Here is a 16,117-nt window from a genome sequence, read left to right as displayed (position 1 = left end):
GCTTACATCGATACAGTTCTATTTTTTAGGATGTTTTGATAGATTTTATCCGCTTTTATTCTTTTTTATGGTTTATTAAACTAGCTTCATCGAATTGAGAGATGATTTCTCAATCACTGGATCAGCTGGAGTTTATTATGTCTAAAGTTTTAATATTGAAATCGAGCATCTTAGGTGGCTACTCGCAATCGGGTCACTTGATTGAACATTTAAGTCAGCTTTGGACGGAGCAGGGAGCCGATATCACGGTTCGCGATCTGGCGGCTGAGCCTTTACCGGTTCTCGATGGTGAAATAGCCATGGGATTAAGAGGTGGGGATGATCTTTCTGAGCGTCAGCAAGAGGTGTTAAATCTATCTAACCAGCTGATTCAAGAGCTTAAAGATCACGACACCATAGTGATAGCTGCTCCTATGTATAATTTCTCCATTCCGACTCAGCTTAAGAACTGGATAGACCTAATAGCCCGCGCCGGGGTGAGCTTTACCTATACCGAGAATGGCCCAGAGGGACTGATCACAGGCAAGCGCGCCCTACTGATCACAACCCGTGGTGGGGTGCATAAAGACAGCCCAGCGGATCATGTTGTACCGTATTTGAAGACAGTGCTGGGCTTTATCGGCATCGAAGATGTTGAAACAGTCTATGGCGAAGCGCTGAGTATGGGCCCTGAGGCGACAGAGAAAGCCATGAGCGAAGCAAAAGCTGCATTGAATGCTATAGCGGCATAATTATACACTTTTGTAAAAAAGGCGCCTAAGGGCGCCTTCAGTGTTTATAGCTATGGGTATTAGTAATATTTCTTTAAGTACTTTGAGGCATATTTACGCAGCTTCTTCTCGCTACTGCTTTGTACCAATAGCTCGATAGTCAGTTTATATTTCTCATCACCTGTGGTGGCTTAAGCTTAAGCCTATGATCAATAATAATGTTCTCATTAGACTTCCTATCTATTCCATCGTTTAAAAATCAGTGATGTGTTGATCCCACCGAAGGCGAAGTTGTTACTCATCACATGATCTGTGTCGATATGGCGAATGTTATCTCGGATGTAATCTAACCTGCCGCAAGCGGGATCGATCTCGGTCAGGTTTAGTGTTGGCGCGAACCAGCCTTCATTCATCATCTCTATGCTGACCCAGGCTTCTAGTGCACCGCAGGCACCTAAGGTGTGACCCGTGTAGCTCTTGAGGGAAGAGATTGGCATGTTAGGACCAAACACTGAGTTGGTGGCTTGAGTCTCGGCGATATCGCCTCTATCTGTCGCTGTACCATGGGCGTTGACATAGCCGATGGCATCGGGAGCTAATTGGGCATCTTTCAATGCGTGTCTGATGGCGACTTCCATGGTGGTCGCATTGGGCTGAGTTACATGTACGCCATCAGAGTTAGTACCAAAGCCGACGACCTCGGCATAGATTTTAGCGCCTCTGGACTGAGCATGTTCCAGCTCTTCGAGCACTAAGGTGCAGGCACCTTCACCGATAACCAGACCATCACGATTCTTATCGAAGGGGCTGGGACTCAACTCAGGTGAGTCATTCTTGGTACTGGTGGCAAATAGAGTATCGAAGACGACGGCTTCGGTGGCGCATAGCTCTTCGCCGCCGCCGGCAAGCATCAGGTCTTGCTGACCATATTTTATCGATTCATAGGCATAACCTATTCCCTGGCTACCCGATGTGCAGGCGCTGCTGGTGGTGTGGACCCGGCCCTTGAGACCGAAGAAGACGCCTACATTGACAGCAGTAGTGTGGGCCATCATGCGAATGTAGCTGGTGGCGGTGATGCCTGACATGTCACCATCCTTGAGCATGTCGCCGAAGGCTATAATAGGGTCCGTACTGCCTGTAGATGAACCATAGGCTATGCCCATGGCGCCAGAACTGACAACCGGGTCATCGAGTAGGTTTGCATCTATAAGGGCGAGTTCACTGGCTCTAGTTGCCATTAAAGAGACGCGTCCCATGGAGCGTACCTTTTTACGCGAGTAGTGTGCCGGTTTCTCGAAGTCTGTCACCGGGGCCGCTAAGCGGGTGTTGAGACCATCATATCTATCCCATTCGTCGAAGCGAACCACGCAGTTTTTCTGAGCTTTTAAATTTCTGGCAATAGTCGGCCAGTCCTGGCCCAAGCTGGATATGCCCCCTATGCCGGTGATCACTACACGTCTGGACATTAGATCATGCCTCCGTTAACCGAGATAACTTGCCTGGTGATGTACGCTGCATCTTCAGACATCAAGAACTTAGCGAGTCCCGCGATTTCAGCAGGTTTACCCATGCGGCGCATAGGCACGATATCCTTGATCATATCTTTGGGGAAATCTGCGACCATATCTGTCTCTATAAGTCCGGGAGCGATGCAGTTTACGGTGATTTTACGTTTAGCCAGCTCAAGAGAAAGGGCCTTAGTCGCGCCTATGATGCCGGCTTTCGAGGCGCTGTAATTGACCTGACCTCTGTTACCTGCGATACCTGATACCGATGCCATAGTTATTATGCGGCCGCCTTGGCGCGTCTGAATCATCGGCATTATGGTGGGATGAATCACATTGTAGAAACCATCTAAATTGGTATGTACTACCTTGTCCCATTCATTTTCTGTCATGGCGGGAAATGCGGTATCACAATTGATACCCGCATTGAGTATCACGCCATAATAGGCGCCATGCTGCTCGATATCGGCTGTGATGGCGGTTTTGACCTGCTCGCGATGGGCGATATCAAACTGTAGGCAAGAAACTGTGACACCCAGCGCAATAAGCTCGCGCTTAGTCTGTTCGGCCGCTTCGACATTGCTGTGAAAGTGCAGGGCGATATCGAATCCGGCCTCTGCCAACTGTAAGGCTATGGCTTTCCCTATGCCGCGGCTAGAACCTGTGATCAGTACTCTTCTGTTTTCGTTGTTCATTTTTGCTCTTCCTGCTTGCTCTCAGAGATATAGGTTTCGACATCCTGAGGCTGAAATACATTCACATTCGCTGTTGCGACTAAGGTTTGCCGATGGAATATCTGACAATCGAATACCGCCAGTCCGGACTCCTCTTGGTAGAGTCTGGTGACTCGAGTCTGATAACTTTCCCCCAGCCGGTACTCTGGTATATGCATCTGAAGCTTACGTGTGCCAAGCAAGAAACCGACGCGGATAATATCGCCACGGGACTTAGCTTCCACACCCGCGAGGGCGGCAATGCTCTGAGCCATATACTCGATACCAACGTAATTGGGTACGGCGTTGAGCTGTGTATCGAAATAGGGGCTGAGTTCGCCGATATCCACCTGGGTCAATAGGCTGTCAGTTTCATAGCTGATGAGGCGATCGATCAAGATCATAGGATCTCTATGGGGGATTACATCTGCAATCGCCATCTGAGATAGTACTTGGGGTGACATCTGTTGTGGACTCATTATTTATTTTTCCCTCGCTGGTTTCTGGCGAGAATGAGGCTGGCGTTACTGCCGCCGAAGGCGAAGGAGTTGCTCATCAAATAGTTAAGTTCAGCACTCTGACCTTGGCTGACTAAGGGAAGTGACGGATCTTGTGGATCTTGAACGCCGTCCCATATCTGAGGTGGCAAGGTTTGTTGGCTGCTTTCCTGGCTCAATAACAGGTAACAAAATGCTGCTTCTATGGCGCCAGCTGCGCCTAGAGTGTGGCCTGTGATTGGCTTGGTGGAGCTACAGGGCGGAGGCGTCGAGCCGAAAACCTGCTTAATTGCTCTGCTTTCCATGGCATCATTTTTCTGTGTAGCTGTGCCATGTAGGTTGATGTAGTCGATGTCTTCAGCAATCAGATTGGCATCTTTCAGTGCCGACTGGATGGCAGCTATGGCGCCGCGTCCTTCGGGATGTGGCGCAGAGATGTGATGGGCGTCACTGGACTCGCCAATTCCGGCTAAGATCACACTGCTGGTGTCGTCAGCTGTTAGTTTTTCCAGTGTAAAAAGAGCTGCGCCTTCACCTATGTTGATGCCATCCCGGTTAATACTGAAGGGTTGGCAGTGACCCTTAGAGACAGATTCCAGCGAGCTAAAACCGTTAAGGGTTAGCTTGCAAAGACTGTCGCCGCCGCCGACGATCACCAGATCGCACAGATCCGCTTGCAGTAGGCGTCTGGCACTGGCGAAGACCTTGGCGCTGGATGAGCAGGCGGTGGATACTGTGTAACAAGGGCCGGAAATGTCGAAGTAGTGACGTAAAAAATCACTGCTGTTACCTAGCTCTTGCTGGGAATACTGATATTGTTCAGGAAAGGCCCCGGTTTGTGATCTTACCTTTAAGGCATCTTCACCCGCGCCGATCCCGGATGTGCTGGTGCCTATGACAATACCTATCCTTTGAGGGCCCCAGTCTGCTATTGCCCGGGCAACTCTGTCGGCAATCTGCTCTGCTGCACACAGGAGCAGTCGATTGTTGCGGCAGTCATATTTGGCCAGGAGCTTGGGTATCACAGGCAACTCGAAGGTGACTTCTCCCACTAAGGTTTCGGCATCGGGGATGATATCGGTTCGATTCTTCATCGCGCCAGTATCTCCCCTCGAGAGTCGGGGTAGTACGCTTTCAGCAGTCTTGCCCAGAGGCGTACACAAGCCTAAGTGTGAGATGGCTATTTTAGTCATTGTCTCTATTTATCTTCACTTTTTGATAGTGTGGGCCATGAAAAATATCAGCGACCTAAATTGGCGTTAGTGTTAACTCAAATTTAGCTTGCGGTATCTTCAGCGCTATTTCTGCCTGCCAAGGGTCATCATGACTGTACTCGATATTTACAATACTGTCATTCTGAGTGCCTGTGTTTACATTTATGGCCGGGTTGGAGCCAAGAGCATATATTTTTCGGCATCTGGACGCACCACAGTCACTTGAGGTTAGTTTTGCTCCTTGTAAATGAGCATTTACAGTCTCTTCGGGCCAATATATTAATTGAATAAGTGCCAGTAGATACTCGGCCTTGAACTCACTTCCCAATAAAACACTCTGTTCACTGGTGAGCGTGCTGCCGTCATAGATCAAGGTGAACAGTGCCTGACCCAAGGGGGCCAGTCCGACTAAGGTGAGCCCATTGGCGTCAATCTCGACTTGTGTCATAAGCTCATGTTGAGACGAATCGACTCTAATGCCGGCTTTTTGCGTTGCCGAGCGTACCCAGGTCTGACTCGTCTGGTCTAAGGGGATAGGTGCCAGACAATAATTAACGTCTTTGGCCAGAGCTACACAAGTTTGTCTCTGAAACGTCTGACTGCAGGCAGACAGCATGAATGCCAATAGGATAACGGCACTCAGTGCTATCACACTCTTTAGTTTGTGTTTAAGGCTTATAAGCAAGGTCAGTGAAATCACTATGAAACCCTTATCTGCATAATTCGACAATCATGTTTAAGCGACGCGCCGAGTCACTCACGAAGGGGTTGGTTTCATCCCAGGCGTATCCGGCTAAGATGGAGCAGATCATCTGCTTGATCTTATTATCGGGAGCATCGAAAAAAATGATCTCCTGGAAACGGCCATCATACCAAGCCTCGACATAGGTTCTAAAAGTATCGACGCCGCGCATAAGAGGCTTAGCGTACTCGTTATCCCAGTCCAACTCTTCACCATTGAGTTGTCTGACGACACATTTAGCCGCCATGGAGGCTGATTGCATAGCGATAGTTACCCCAGAAGAAAAAACGGGGTCGAGAAACTCTCCGGCATTGCCCAGTAAGGCAAATTTGTCGGTAGCAAGGGTGGTGACATTAGCGGAATATCCCTTGAGCAGTGAGCATTCCCGTACTACCTCGGCATTGGCTAAGAGTCGGTGTAAGTTTGGTTCCTGTTTTATCATCTCCATGAGCACTGTCTGCAGATCGGCTTCGGCATCCCCCAAGAGATGTGGCTCGGCTACAACGCCTAATGAACACCTGCTGTCACTCAAGGGGATCAACCAGTACCAGATATCTTTATTTTCAGGATGAACACTGATTAGAATCTTCTGCCGATCGAAATGGACATTTTCCTGGGCACTGGGGTCGATATTATCCTGAATATGGGTAAATACGGCGGTGCGGCTCGGTAGGCAAGAGGGCTTCTCCAGATCTAATAATCTAGGTAGCACTCGACCAAACCCACTGGCATCGAGTAGGTATTTAGCCTGAATACAATAGTCTTCTCCCTCGCGGTCTCTTATGGTTAGTATCGGGTCTTGAGTCAGATCTATGGCTTGAACCGATTCACCGAAACGTATCTCTACCCCTTGGGACTCGGCCGTATCTGCCAGTAGTTTATCGAAACTTGCGCGCTCTACCTGAAACGTAGTGCCGGGGCCACTGGAAAATTTATCGGTGAAATCGAAGTGGGTATATTTGCCTTTAGAGCTGAAGGCGGCACCATTCTTAAACTGAAAACCTGCATCGTTAACAGCCTCGAGCATGTTGGCTTCTTCGATGACACTCATGCAGGCTGGTAATAGACTCTCACCGATAGAGAAGCGGGGGAAATCTTGCTTCTCTATGACTATGACTCGCTTTCCTTGCTGGTGGAGCAGGCTGGCGGCAATGCTACCCGATGGACCGGCACCGATAATTGCAACGTCGTAACTTGCTCGTATGCCTGGGTTTGAGTGGGGTGCTTGCATCACTTAACAGTCCTTGTAAACGTTTGAATAAAGGGGGAGAGCATAAAGGTGAAACCTATCCCTATCAGTAGGGTTAATCCAAAAAAGTGTATTGCTGGGGTACTGCTAAATGCCAGTAAGCCAAATGCCAGTATCGTAGAGCTAGCCGACATAAACACAGCCATCATTACGCCTCGACTCTGTTGTTTAGATTCGGCGAAGAACACACTGTAATCTACGCCGATACCGAAAACGAGGATCAGTGCCAGGGAATGGAATAGGGTGAGTGAGGCACCCGTTATTCCGAGTATGGCTAAGGTGAAAATCGCCGATAGTGCCGGTACGGCAACGACCAGGCAGGCTAACTTTATACTGAACCGGCTGCAAAAAATCAGTACTGCAGCCAGCATGGCCACAGCCAGCAGTATCAAGGTCAGCTGACGATACTTGCCCATGACCTTAGATATATCGCCGACCTTATCGACCAGCTGCACATGAGGGTAATCTGCGAAGAAGTGACTGAGTTTATCTATATCTGAGATCCCGCCGATTAAGACTATGGCACCGAATTCTTCTTGACCAGCTGAAGGTGCGATCCATAAGGGGGCGAAGAGTTTTCCTGCTTGCGAACTTAAGAATGAGCTGGCATCGATATAATTCCCCTTGGCTGCCAGATACGCCTGTTTAAGCTGAGGGGCTAGCTCATCATCCAGACCAAGAGTGTCAATAACCTGGTTTAGATTCTGCTGATAAATCTCACCCTGAAGGCGATAATTGTTCTCTTGCCTGTGATGACTTGGGAGATAATTGCTCAGGCTGAATGAGTTACCAATTAGCTGTTGATTAAGCGCATTGTTTAATCTTGGGGCCAGCTCCTCTAAGTGCTGTAGCAAAGCTTGCTCGCTGTCGCCCCTGACTAACAGAAATTGATTATCCGTGCCACCACTGAGCAGAGCTCTCAATGTGTTCTCTTGTACTTGTACCTCAGGTGGGCTCTGCTGCAGGTTGCGGATATCATCATCGCTTGTCAGTCTCAGTATGCCAAAACTTGATACCGATAAGCAGATGATAACGATTAAGCTCAAGCCTTTAGTTGGGAGCTTTACCAGTAGGGTGTTGATTCTTTGTAGATATAGGTCTGCTAATTTGAGTTGCTTCTCGCCCTTAGGCAAGGTGCCCGATGCCAGTAATGGATAGGCAAGTACTAAAGTGATATAAGCCGAGATGAGGCCGGAAGCACAGAAAACGGCAACCTGTTGCATGCCGGGGAATGGTGCAAAACCTATGCTGGAGTATGCTAAGACGCTGGTGATAAGGGCCAGAGTGATCGCGGGAAATATGTGTTGGATAACTTGGGTCGCACTGGCATCAGGCTTATTCAAGCGCTCACAATAGAAATGAAAACTATAGTCGATGGCGATGCCTATCAAGCTGGTGCCGAAGACGAGCGTCAGCAGGTGCAGCTCAGAAAACACCCAGGTGGTCATGACGACGGCGACTAACATGCTAGTCGAGATGGTCAGTAAGGCTATGGTCAGTGGCATCAGGGAGCGAAATGCCAGCCAGACCAATAGGCATACGCCTATGAGTGAGGCCAGCCCCAAGCTGGTGACTTCACTCTTAGCTAGTTGGGTTGCGGCGGCGGCATGGAAAAGTGCACCTGCTCTGAGTATCTCTATATCTGTATCTTGTAGCGCTAACCGCTCGAATGCCTGGGTGAGTACCGACATCTGCCGATCTTGCACCTTAGGATTGAAGGCGCTGCCGACTCCTTTTGCCATGACGATGGCAGCCACTTTGACCTTTGAATCTTCTGCCGGCAGCCTGGCAATCAGAATACCTTGATGTACTTCTAATGCTTGTTTAGGAGCTAAAGCTTGCAGGTTTTGCGGATAGAGTAGCAGGGGATCATTGGCTAGCAGGCCGCTGGTTGCGTAGCTAAATGCGTTATAGAGTTGCTGTTGAGCTTGTCCTATGAGGCTATCTAGCTTGCCGCTCTCTAGTGTTTGAGCCTGATCTGGCGTTAGCAGGCTAAACCTATGGGGGAAATAATAGTTATTGAGAGACTCGGCCTGATTGATATCGGCGCTTTTTATATCGACAAAGATGCCTTTACCCTGTTCATTGAGTTCTGCCATCACCCCTTGTGCAGCTTGGATAGCTTGTGCCTGGTTATCGGCAACAAAACCAAGGTAGATGGAGTTTGATAGCTGTTCTTCTACCCGCGACAGGGCGATATCTGTGAGGGGATCTTCCTGAACATTTGGCAACATGGCTAAAATATCACTCTGAACTCTAGCGCCACCTTGCCAGAGTGAGCAACCGATAATCACAATGAGGGACATCATGGTTAGCCAGATGGAGAATTTAAATTTTGCCGAATATTGACTCAGCAGAGTGGCGAACTTATCGATCATGATGCCTGCTTAGGTTTAAGTTCGGGCTCGGTGATGGCTTGAGAAGGCTTGCCTTGTTCCTGAATGAAATCAGGTGAAACTAGCTCTAACTCCGCCTCAGTCAAGGGAGCATTGTTGATCTCTTCGAATTCGATTCTGCTGGTGTCCCCATTAGCGCTAACTAATGTGAGCGCCGAGATCTGATTGGTACCTTCTAATATCATCTGAGGGATGGCTTTTAGCATCAAGGGATCTTTGGGGATCAAGCCAAGTGTCCAAGGTGCCTGTGGATCTGCTGCCAGCAGGTAAAAGCTAAAGTGCTCATCTAAGGTCTGCAGTTCTCCACCGAGTAGGGATTTTAGCAGGGTTGGCAAGGTCTGCGCCAGGGCGCCGGCTCCTTGATTACCGCGGGTTTGAGAGAGCTGTTGCTTACCCGAACTATCGATTTGAATTAATGCATCATCCTTGAGTATTAAGGTGGATTTGAAGGGAGCCTCTTGACTCCAGACCAGACCCAGTTGGGCATCGAATATAAAACTCCCCTTGCTAATCAAAGGTTTTTTAAGCACCTTGAGACTTCGGTATTGAGTAAACTTTCCCTTGGCATGTTGGCTCAATTCGAGTCTCTTGCTGAGTTTCTCTATCTGTTGATTGTTTACTTCAGCTTGAAACAGAGCCTCAAACTTGGCTGTTTGTGCACTGACAACAGACAATTCACTGGTGTTAGCCTGAACTGGGCTGCTGGCCAAGAGTGAGAGTAACAGAGTCGATAGTAGTAATAGCGCCGGAGTTAGTCGCTCTCGAGAGCTGAAATTAATGTCTATCATCGACCGTTCCCCTCAGTACTTTTAGTTTTAATGCTTTCAGTTTGAGCGCTGTCGATATCAAGAGTGGGAATGAACTGGGCTAGCTTCTGCCTGAATACGGTCGGAGTCACGAAGCACAGCTCATTGTTTTTATCTACGGCGGCTTGGATGGTATAACCTTTAGTGAGACGTTTATTACTGGCTAGATCTCTGACTTGGTAGTTGATCTTCAGGCGGTTTTCCCACTCGACCAAGGAGGCTATCACCTTCACTTTTTGATCGAAGGTGCTAGGTTGCACATATTTTATCTGTAGATCTACGATTGGCCAGGAATAGCCCGAGGCTAACATTTCACGATAGCCATATCCGAACAGATCCAGCAGCTGACACCTAGCCATCTCGAAATAACGCAGATAGTTGCCATGCCAGGTGATCCCCATGGAGTCGACATCATGAAAGGGGATCAAGATTTCCAGCTCTGTGGTTAAGATGGATTTGCTGGACATTGAGGTCATGAACAGACTTCCCACTCACCAGCCTGGATTTTATCTACCGTCTGTCTAAGCACAGACTCTAGTGGCCTGTCTTCGGTTAACAGCTCGAAATCTGCCTTGACCTGATCTAAGGTTTTCGCCAACGAAGAGGTAAGTGAAGACTGGCACAGTTCATCTTGTGATATACGTAAATTGATCCCTTGAGTCATAGCCAGCAAGGCCGCTGCTGCTACCTGCTCGGTCAGCTGTAATACCCGCATGCAATCTCGCGCGGCTATGGTGCCCATGCTCACCTTGTCCTGATTGTGACATTCGGTGGAGCGGGAAAATACGCTGGCTGGCATGGTATTCTTCAGGGCTTCGGCGGTCCAGGCGGATGCACCTATCTGTACAGCCTTGAAGCCATGGTTGATGGAGCGTCTGGCTCCGGTCGCCGCCGATAAATTAGCGGGAAGACCGTTGTTGAACTTAGGATCCATGACCAGAGCCAATTGACGATCGATAAGATCGGCGATGTTGGCGACTGTGTTCTTCATCGAGTCCATAACGAAGGCGATATGACCGCCGTAGAAGTGACCACCATGAAGTATGTGCTCACCTTCTGCATCGACAATTGGGTTGTCGTTGGCACTGTTAAGCTCGGTCTCGATAAACTGGCGCATGAAGGGCAATGCATCTTGCATCACACCTATAATATGCGGTGCGCAGCGAATGGAATATCTGTCCTGCAGCCTGTCGGAATTGCGCGGATGCTCATGGTGATTGAGATCTGTGCGGATCCAGGCGGCTATCTGGTTCTGTCCCGGATGAGGCTTGGCGGCAAATAAAATATCGTCGAAGTGGTTCGAGTTACCCTTCAAAGTGAGGGAAGCCATGGCAGTGAGGCGACTGGCCAGACGACACAGGTACTGACCCCTGTCAAAGGCCAGACAGGCGAGTGCTGTCATGACGGCTGTGCCGTTCATTAAAGCTAATCCCTCTTTGGGACGTAGCTTTAATGGCTTGATGTTAAGCTTGGCATAGACATCGGCAGTCGGCTGACGTACGCCTTGGTAGATCACGTCGCGCTCACCCACAATCACGGCGGCAAGATAAGATAAGGGGGTGAGGTCACCACTGGCACCGACTGAACCCTCTTCGGGGATCACAGGAATAATATCTAAGTTGAGTAGCGTCTCTATGCGCTGCAGCAGTTCATAGGTCACGCCAGACTTTCCAATGGCCAGAGAGCTGAGACGACAGGCCATAACTGCTCTGGCTTGTACTGTGCTCAGGATGTCACCGAGTCCACAACCGTGAAAGCGAGAAAGATGCAAAGGCAGTTCGTGAACCAGATCGAGTCCGACCGTGACAGTACACGAGTCACCATAGCCTGTGGTTACGCCATAGACGACGCCTTCTTCATTGAGCAGGCTATCGATGAAGAGAGCACCCTTCTGGATATAGGTCTGAAAATCGCCTGTATCTTTTAATTTTGCCTTAGCGCCTTTGGCTACAGCCACCACATCTTCCAGGGTTAATGCCCTGTGACCAAATTGAACAATCATGTCCGTTGGGTTTGGTTGATTATTCTGAGTCATCTATTTATCTGTCCTATCTTTACCCTGAGAGTTGGCGCGTTGGATGTCGTCATCGTTATGCCAAAAATCAAAAAAATTAAACCATTGCAAGGGTTCTCGCCGTGCAAAATATTCGAGTCGAGCACTGTAGTGATTGACGGCTTCTTCGAGCCTTTGCATGCGGCCTTTTCTGGGGCCTTTGAGTGTATTTGAGAATGTTTCCAGGTGGACCACATAGCGGCCCTGTTCCCGTAAGCAGAACATAAGGTAGACAGGACAATCGAGCAGACCGGCAAGAATAAAGGGCCCCTGAGGGAAGGGGGCTGGTTCTCCCATGAAAGGGGCATATATGACCCGTCCTTGGCTGTTGGACGAGGTCCTGTCTCCTGCTATGACGACCAGTTCACCGTCTTCTATCTTCTGCTGCAGTAGCATAGAGGTGCTGGGACCGAGTTCGCTGACCTGGATCAGGTTGACTGAACTATCCGGGTTCAGCTGTTTCAGCACCCGGTTAAAGTTCTCGGCATTGTCTGTCAGCACCATGACGTTCACTTTCACCTTTTTTTGGTGAACCGATATCGCGCGGCATAGCTCTAAATTACCTAAGTGAGACACCAGTAATACGGCGCCCTGACCGGCTTCGAGCTGATCTGCCAGCAGGGCTCTATTAGGAAAGTCTACCTGGCTGAGTTGGATGCGGTCGCACCAGGCATCGATGCGATCTAGTGCCGCATTACCAAAGCCAAAGAAATGTTTGAGGCCGTGCTGCCATCCCAAGTCACCCTGCAGTTGAGGGTGCTCGGGATCGAATTTTTTCACCTTGTTGAGAAACTCGAGGGAGGCCTTTCTCGCGTTGTGCCCGGTGAGGAAGAAATACAAGATCACCGGATACATGATGGCGCGACAGAGCCAGTGGCCACCGAGTTTATAGCTAGATGCCAGCAACTTGATGCCCCAGTAACTACCTCGCTCGCCTATGCTTGACCAGTGAGAGTCTGATTCATCTCGATTGCCGCCTCCTAGAATCTTGCGAGGCAAGCGTTTTAGCATGCCGAAGAAAAGGCGGGTATGCATGGCTGAAATACGTAAATTATCCCATAAGCCCTGAAAATGGCTGATGCCGTCTTCGGGGTAGATGACTCGGGTCGGAAGATGAATGATTTGAACGCCTTGCCAGTGCAAGCGAACCATGATTTCGGTATCGAAATCCATGCGTTCGCCCAAGGCACTGGTGAGGAAAATCTGCTCGGTTACAGCCAGAGGATAGACTCGAAAACCGCACATGGAGTCCTGGATATCGAAACTTAAGGTCTCAACCCAGACCCAAAAATGGGTGAGGTAGCGGGCGTAAAATCTAATCTTAGGCACAGACTCATCATATTGAGGTAAGCCGGATATGAGTGCCTCTGGTTTTTCTTCGGCCTGAGCAAGCATGGCCGGAATGTCGTCTAAATTATGTTGGCCATCGGCATCGATCTGTAATGCATGGCTGTAACCATCCTTGTAGGCGGCTCTCAACCCTGTGGTAACCGCGGCGCCTTTGCCCCGGTTAAAGGGGTGGTGCAACAGGGTGACCCAAGAATAACGATTGGCTAGAGATGTCAGCAGGTGGCGAGTGGCATCATCGCTGCCATCGTTAACTAAATAGCAAGCCAGCTCAAGATGTGCCAGTTTCTCGAGGGTTTCCTCGATGGCGACAACATGGTTGTAATTGGGGATGACTAATGCAACTTGCATCAGTTGACCTCACAAATAGGTGTTGATTGAGTCGCGAGTGCAAGACGGCCAGATGCGAAGCGTTTGTCGCCATCGAAGTAACTGAAAATTAACTTGGTCTTTGCCTTGTTCTCGCTGATCTCCAGGGTCACTTCCGAGTCCGGTAACATCAATTGCTGAAACTTGAGCACCTCTAAGGTGGCAATATTTCGTGGGTAGCCGAAATGCTGACAACCTAAGCGAATGGCCCAATCCAGTTGAGTCACGCCTGGGAGCACGGCTTGATCGGGAAAGTGACCATTAAAAAATGGCAAATTTGCGGCTATGAAGAGGCGAAATATGATGGCATCGCCATCACTGCTCTTGGATAGGATCTGAGGCAAACTGGATTTAATCATGGTCGAAGAGCTCGGTTAGCTTTGCCTGAATGCGTTTCCCTTGTTTGTTGACGGGCAGCAGATCCGGATAGCGCCAACGTCTGGGTAAGGTCACTCGTTCAAATTGGCTCAACAGCTGGGCCTTGAGCAAGTTGTTCAGGCTCAGCTTGCCTTCACTCTCGAGGTGGGCCTTGCCATGTTTCGATAGTTCGATGACGGCGCCCAGTTGCATACGTGGCTGGTTTAACATAACCAAGGCGGCATGACTGACGAGGGGATGACTCTCGAGTAATGTCTCCATCTGCACCAGAGAGACACGTTTTTCTTCGATCTTGATGATGCGATCCAGGCGTCCTTCCAGTCGAAACAGCCCAGGTTCGATGAGGGTTATCTTATCTTCACATCTAAGCCAATCCTGGTCTTCTAAATAGGGGGACTTGACGGTGAGGGCGCCATCTTTGGGGTCTTGTGATATTTCAACATTGGCAAAGGCTTGCCATGGTTGATCTTGTCTCATCTGGCGTCGATAGCCGATACCACCGGTTTCCGTGCTACCGAAAACTTCGATGGGCTGACGTCCATAACAATGGGCTATGCCTTGAGCCGCGTCGAAACTCAATGGACCGCCGGAACTGAAGACTAAGCTGGGTGATCTCAGCTGCTTCTCGTTGTCCAGAGACTCAGGCAAACGGGACAACTGAGCCGGGCTGCTGATGAGACACAGATTAGGGAACAGGCTGGTGTAGTAGGTCAGGGTCTCCGGATATTCGATGATATCACTCAAGAAGGGACGCCCGGCGGCCAATGGCCAGAGGATTTTGAACAACAAGCCATAAATATGTTGATGTGAAACCGTCGATACCACGCTACATTGAGGCAAATGTTTGGCGAACGTGTGCTCTAATACGGTGACTTCGGCGTCTAATTGAGCGAGTGACTTACGGACGGCTTTGGGCTGGCCACTACTTCCTGAGGTATACAGCACCAACTCGCCCCATTTCTCACTAGTCGGCCATTGGCTTGTAGCCGATGAGAGCTCTTTTTTAAGCATGACTAAAGCCTTACCTTCACATAAGGCCTTATCTGAAATCACGCCATCGAATTTATGGGTCAACTCACTCAAGCTACCCGCTTGGGTATTAGCAGGTAAGATGATCTCTTTTCCGGCAAGTAGTGCGGCACATAAACCGACAGCAAACAGGTCACTGGAATCGCAGGCCAATAACCAACGTCGGCAAGGTGATTGGATCAGCTGCCGATGCACACTCGCAACCTGGTTGGTGAATGCACCGCCAGTGATAATATCATGATGGTTAAAACTGATAAGCTGTTGGCTCGAAGGCCCCTTGGATAACCAAGATTTGAGTAACTCTGTCATGATTTATTCAACCAAATAGTTCTATACAACCACTCGCCACCCAGTAGCGAACCGATAAGCAGATAGGCGATGAGCCCGTTATACAGTGTCCAGATCTCTAATGAGGCGTAGTGTGCCGTGTATAAAGCCACTGACCCATTAAAAACAAATAAGCCACACCATATCTGGGTGACTTTTTTCAGGTAAGGAATCGCCTCGTCCGGAAGTTCGGGCTCCTTCAATCTTGCTAGCCTCTCTATCATGCTGGGGCCTAACTTTAGAGAGTAAACAAACAGCATCAGCATGCTGAGGTTTATGACCACAGGATAATAGAGTAACCAGTCATGCCGTTTGGCAATAAAACTCGCCGCCGTTAACCCTATGCCTACTATGATAGGCAAGATCATGGCTTTGACTTGTTGCTTCTGAATCAATAATCGTAGAATTAAGATGAAACAAAGCACCATAGCTATGGTGCCAGCAGGCAAATAGTTGAGTCCGAAATAGACTGCTAAAGGGTATCCCAGCAGCAGAATACCTGTGACTATTTGCAAAAATAACCGCATTATTCTTCGACGAGTCCTTCGATGGCTGAAACCACATCGTCTACGGTGCGCACGGCTTTAAACTCTTCAGGTTTGATCTTCTTGCCTGTCATCTGTTGTAGCTTGATGACGAGATCGACAGCATCGATACTGTCCAGATCGAGTTCTTCATATAGGGAAGCTGATGGTGATATATCAGCCTCATCGATCTCAAATTCATCAACTAAGATGCGAGTTAAGGCTTGCAGTATTTGTTCACGGCTTTGCATAATA

Annotated in this window: 16 protein-coding genes; 1 reads left to right on the top strand and 15 read right to left on the bottom strand. The window is 49.1% G+C overall.

The window, feature by feature from the left end; all coding sequences use genetic code 11:
• Nucleotides 1-137: 137 nt before the first annotated feature.
• On the top strand, nucleotides 138-731 hold the full coding sequence (locus FM037_RS26545) for an FMN-dependent NADH-azoreductase (RefSeq protein ID WP_144048473.1): 594 nt from the start codon (nucleotides 138-140) through the stop codon (nucleotides 729-731).
• Between the two features lie 215 nt (nucleotides 732-946).
• Here the strand turns inward: FM037_RS26545 and FM037_RS26540 are convergent, their stop codons facing one another.
• The 15 genes from FM037_RS26540 to FM037_RS26470 are packed head-to-tail and all read right to left on the bottom strand — an operon-like array spanning nucleotide 947 to nucleotide 16,113.
• Nucleotides 947-2,179, bottom strand: a complete 1,233-nt coding sequence (locus tag FM037_RS26540; protein ID WP_144048472.1) for a beta-ketoacyl-ACP synthase — start codon at nucleotides 2,177-2,179, stop codon at nucleotides 947-949.
• Complete coding sequence (locus FM037_RS26535; RefSeq protein ID WP_144048471.1) at nucleotides 2,179-2,913, bottom strand: 3-ketoacyl-ACP reductase FabG2; 735 nt, start codon at nucleotides 2,911-2,913, stop codon at nucleotides 2,179-2,181. Before FM037_RS26535 ends, FM037_RS26540 begins: the two co-directional genes overlap by 1 nt.
• Nucleotides 2,910-3,410, bottom strand: a complete 501-nt coding sequence (locus FM037_RS26530) for a hotdog family protein (protein WP_229381026.1) — start codon at nucleotides 3,408-3,410, stop codon at nucleotides 2,910-2,912. The genes FM037_RS26535 and FM037_RS26530 overlap by 4 nt, the downstream gene beginning before the upstream one ends.
• Nucleotides 3,410-4,621 carry a beta-ketoacyl-[acyl-carrier-protein] synthase family protein gene (locus FM037_RS26525; RefSeq protein ID WP_144048470.1) on the bottom strand — a complete coding sequence of 404 codons (1,212 nt, stop codon included), beginning with the start codon at nucleotides 4,619-4,621 and terminating at the stop codon, nucleotides 3,410-3,412. Before FM037_RS26525 ends, FM037_RS26530 begins: the two co-directional genes overlap by 1 nt.
• A 55-nt stretch (nucleotides 4,622-4,676) precedes the next feature.
• Complete coding sequence (locus FM037_RS26520; protein WP_144048469.1) at nucleotides 4,677-5,342, bottom strand: DUF3261 domain-containing protein; 666 nt, start codon at nucleotides 5,340-5,342, stop codon at nucleotides 4,677-4,679.
• Nucleotides 5,343-5,352: 10 nt separating this feature from the next.
• Nucleotides 5,353-6,615: an NAD(P)/FAD-dependent oxidoreductase gene (locus FM037_RS26515; RefSeq protein ID WP_144049152.1), complete on the bottom strand. Its 1,263-nt coding sequence runs from the start codon at nucleotides 6,613-6,615 to the stop codon at nucleotides 5,353-5,355.
• A complete protein-coding gene (locus tag FM037_RS26510; RefSeq protein WP_144048468.1) occupies nucleotides 6,615-9,011 on the bottom strand; it encodes an MMPL family transporter in 2,397 nt (798 codons plus the stop codon). Before FM037_RS26510 ends, FM037_RS26515 begins: the two co-directional genes overlap by 1 nt.
• A complete protein-coding gene (locus tag FM037_RS26505) occupies nucleotides 9,008-9,817 on the bottom strand; it encodes an outer membrane lipoprotein carrier protein LolA (RefSeq protein WP_144048467.1) in 810 nt (269 codons plus the stop codon). Before FM037_RS26505 ends, FM037_RS26510 begins: the two co-directional genes overlap by 4 nt.
• Nucleotides 9,814-10,311: an acyl-CoA thioesterase gene (locus tag FM037_RS26500; RefSeq protein WP_144048466.1), complete on the bottom strand. Its 498-nt coding sequence runs from the start codon at nucleotides 10,309-10,311 to the stop codon at nucleotides 9,814-9,816. The genes FM037_RS26505 and FM037_RS26500 overlap by 4 nt, the downstream gene beginning before the upstream one ends.
• On the bottom strand, nucleotides 10,308-11,870 hold the full coding sequence (locus FM037_RS26495; protein ID WP_144048465.1) for an HAL/PAL/TAL family ammonia-lyase: 1,563 nt from the start codon (nucleotides 11,868-11,870) through the stop codon (nucleotides 10,308-10,310). Before FM037_RS26495 ends, FM037_RS26500 begins: the two co-directional genes overlap by 4 nt.
• Nucleotides 11,871-13,586: a glycosyltransferase family 2 protein gene (locus FM037_RS26490; protein WP_144048464.1), complete on the bottom strand. Its 1,716-nt coding sequence runs from the start codon at nucleotides 13,584-13,586 to the stop codon at nucleotides 11,871-11,873.
• On the bottom strand, nucleotides 13,586-13,963 hold the full coding sequence (locus tag FM037_RS26485; RefSeq protein ID WP_144048463.1) for an ApeI family dehydratase: 378 nt from the start codon (nucleotides 13,961-13,963) through the stop codon (nucleotides 13,586-13,588). The genes FM037_RS26490 and FM037_RS26485 overlap by 1 nt, the downstream gene beginning before the upstream one ends.
• Nucleotides 13,956-15,320 carry an AMP-binding protein gene (locus tag FM037_RS26480; protein ID WP_144048462.1) on the bottom strand — a complete coding sequence of 455 codons (1,365 nt, stop codon included), beginning with the start codon at nucleotides 15,318-15,320 and terminating at the stop codon, nucleotides 13,956-13,958. Before FM037_RS26480 ends, FM037_RS26485 begins: the two co-directional genes overlap by 8 nt.
• A complete protein-coding gene (locus FM037_RS26475) occupies nucleotides 15,317-15,865 on the bottom strand; it encodes a COG4648 family protein (protein ID WP_144048461.1) in 549 nt (182 codons plus the stop codon). Before FM037_RS26475 ends, FM037_RS26480 begins: the two co-directional genes overlap by 4 nt.
• Nucleotides 15,865-16,113, bottom strand: coding sequence for an acyl carrier protein (locus FM037_RS26470; RefSeq protein WP_112350979.1), 249 nt, complete (start codon nucleotides 16,111-16,113; stop codon nucleotides 15,865-15,867). Before FM037_RS26470 ends, FM037_RS26475 begins: the two co-directional genes overlap by 1 nt.
• Nucleotides 16,114-16,117 lie beyond the last annotated feature (4 nt).

This window comes from Shewanella psychropiezotolerans, from assembly GCF_007197555.1.
Classification (GTDB): Bacteria; Pseudomonadota; Gammaproteobacteria; order Enterobacterales; family Shewanellaceae; genus Shewanella; species Shewanella psychropiezotolerans.
Note: the sequence above shows the minus strand (reverse complement) of the source record. Positions and strands in the feature narration are given on the sequence as shown.

Coding starts and splice junctions, on each gene's coding strand:
- FM037_RS26475 (WP_144048461.1), bottom strand. CDS start 15,865: ATGCGGTTATTTTTGCAAATAGTCACAGGTATTCTGCTGCTGGGATAC.
- FM037_RS26495 (WP_144048465.1), bottom strand. CDS start 11,870: ATGACTCAGAATAATCAACCAAACCCAACGGACATGATTGTTCAATTT.
- FM037_RS26545 (WP_144048473.1), top strand. CDS start 138: ATGTCTAAAGTTTTAATATTGAAATCGAGCATCTTAGGTGGCTACTCG.
- FM037_RS26510 (WP_144048468.1), bottom strand. CDS start 9,011: ATGATCGATAAGTTCGCCACTCTGCTGAGTCAATATTCGGCAAAATTT.
- FM037_RS26480 (WP_144048462.1), bottom strand. CDS start 15,320: ATGACAGAGTTACTCAAATCTTGGTTATCCAAGGGGCCTTCGAGCCAA.
- FM037_RS26525 (WP_144048470.1), bottom strand. CDS start 4,621: ATGACTAAAATAGCCATCTCACACTTAGGCTTGTGTACGCCTCTGGGC.
- FM037_RS26515 (WP_144049152.1), bottom strand. CDS start 6,615: ATGCAAGCACCCCACTCAAACCCAGGCATACGAGCAAGTTACGACGTT.
- FM037_RS26490 (WP_144048464.1), bottom strand. CDS start 13,586: ATGCAAGTTGCATTAGTCATCCCCAATTACAACCATGTTGTCGCCATC.
- FM037_RS26530 (WP_229381026.1), bottom strand. CDS start 3,410: ATGAGTCCACAACAGATGTCACCCCAAGTACTATCTCAGATGGCGATT.
- FM037_RS26505 (WP_144048467.1), bottom strand. CDS start 9,817: ATGATAGACATTAATTTCAGCTCTCGAGAGCGACTAACTCCGGCGCTA.
- FM037_RS26485 (WP_144048463.1), bottom strand. CDS start 13,963: ATGATTAAATCCAGTTTGCCTCAGATCCTATCCAAGAGCAGTGATGGC.
- FM037_RS26470 (WP_112350979.1), bottom strand. CDS start 16,113: ATGCAAAGCCGTGAACAAATACTGCAAGCCTTAACTCGCATCTTAGTT.
- FM037_RS26500 (WP_144048466.1), bottom strand. CDS start 10,311: ATGACCTCAATGTCCAGCAAATCCATCTTAACCACAGAGCTGGAAATC.
- FM037_RS26535 (WP_144048471.1), bottom strand. CDS start 2,913: ATGAACAACGAAAACAGAAGAGTACTGATCACAGGTTCTAGCCGCGGC.
- FM037_RS26540 (WP_144048472.1), bottom strand. CDS start 2,179: ATGTCCAGACGTGTAGTGATCACCGGCATAGGGGGCATATCCAGCTTG.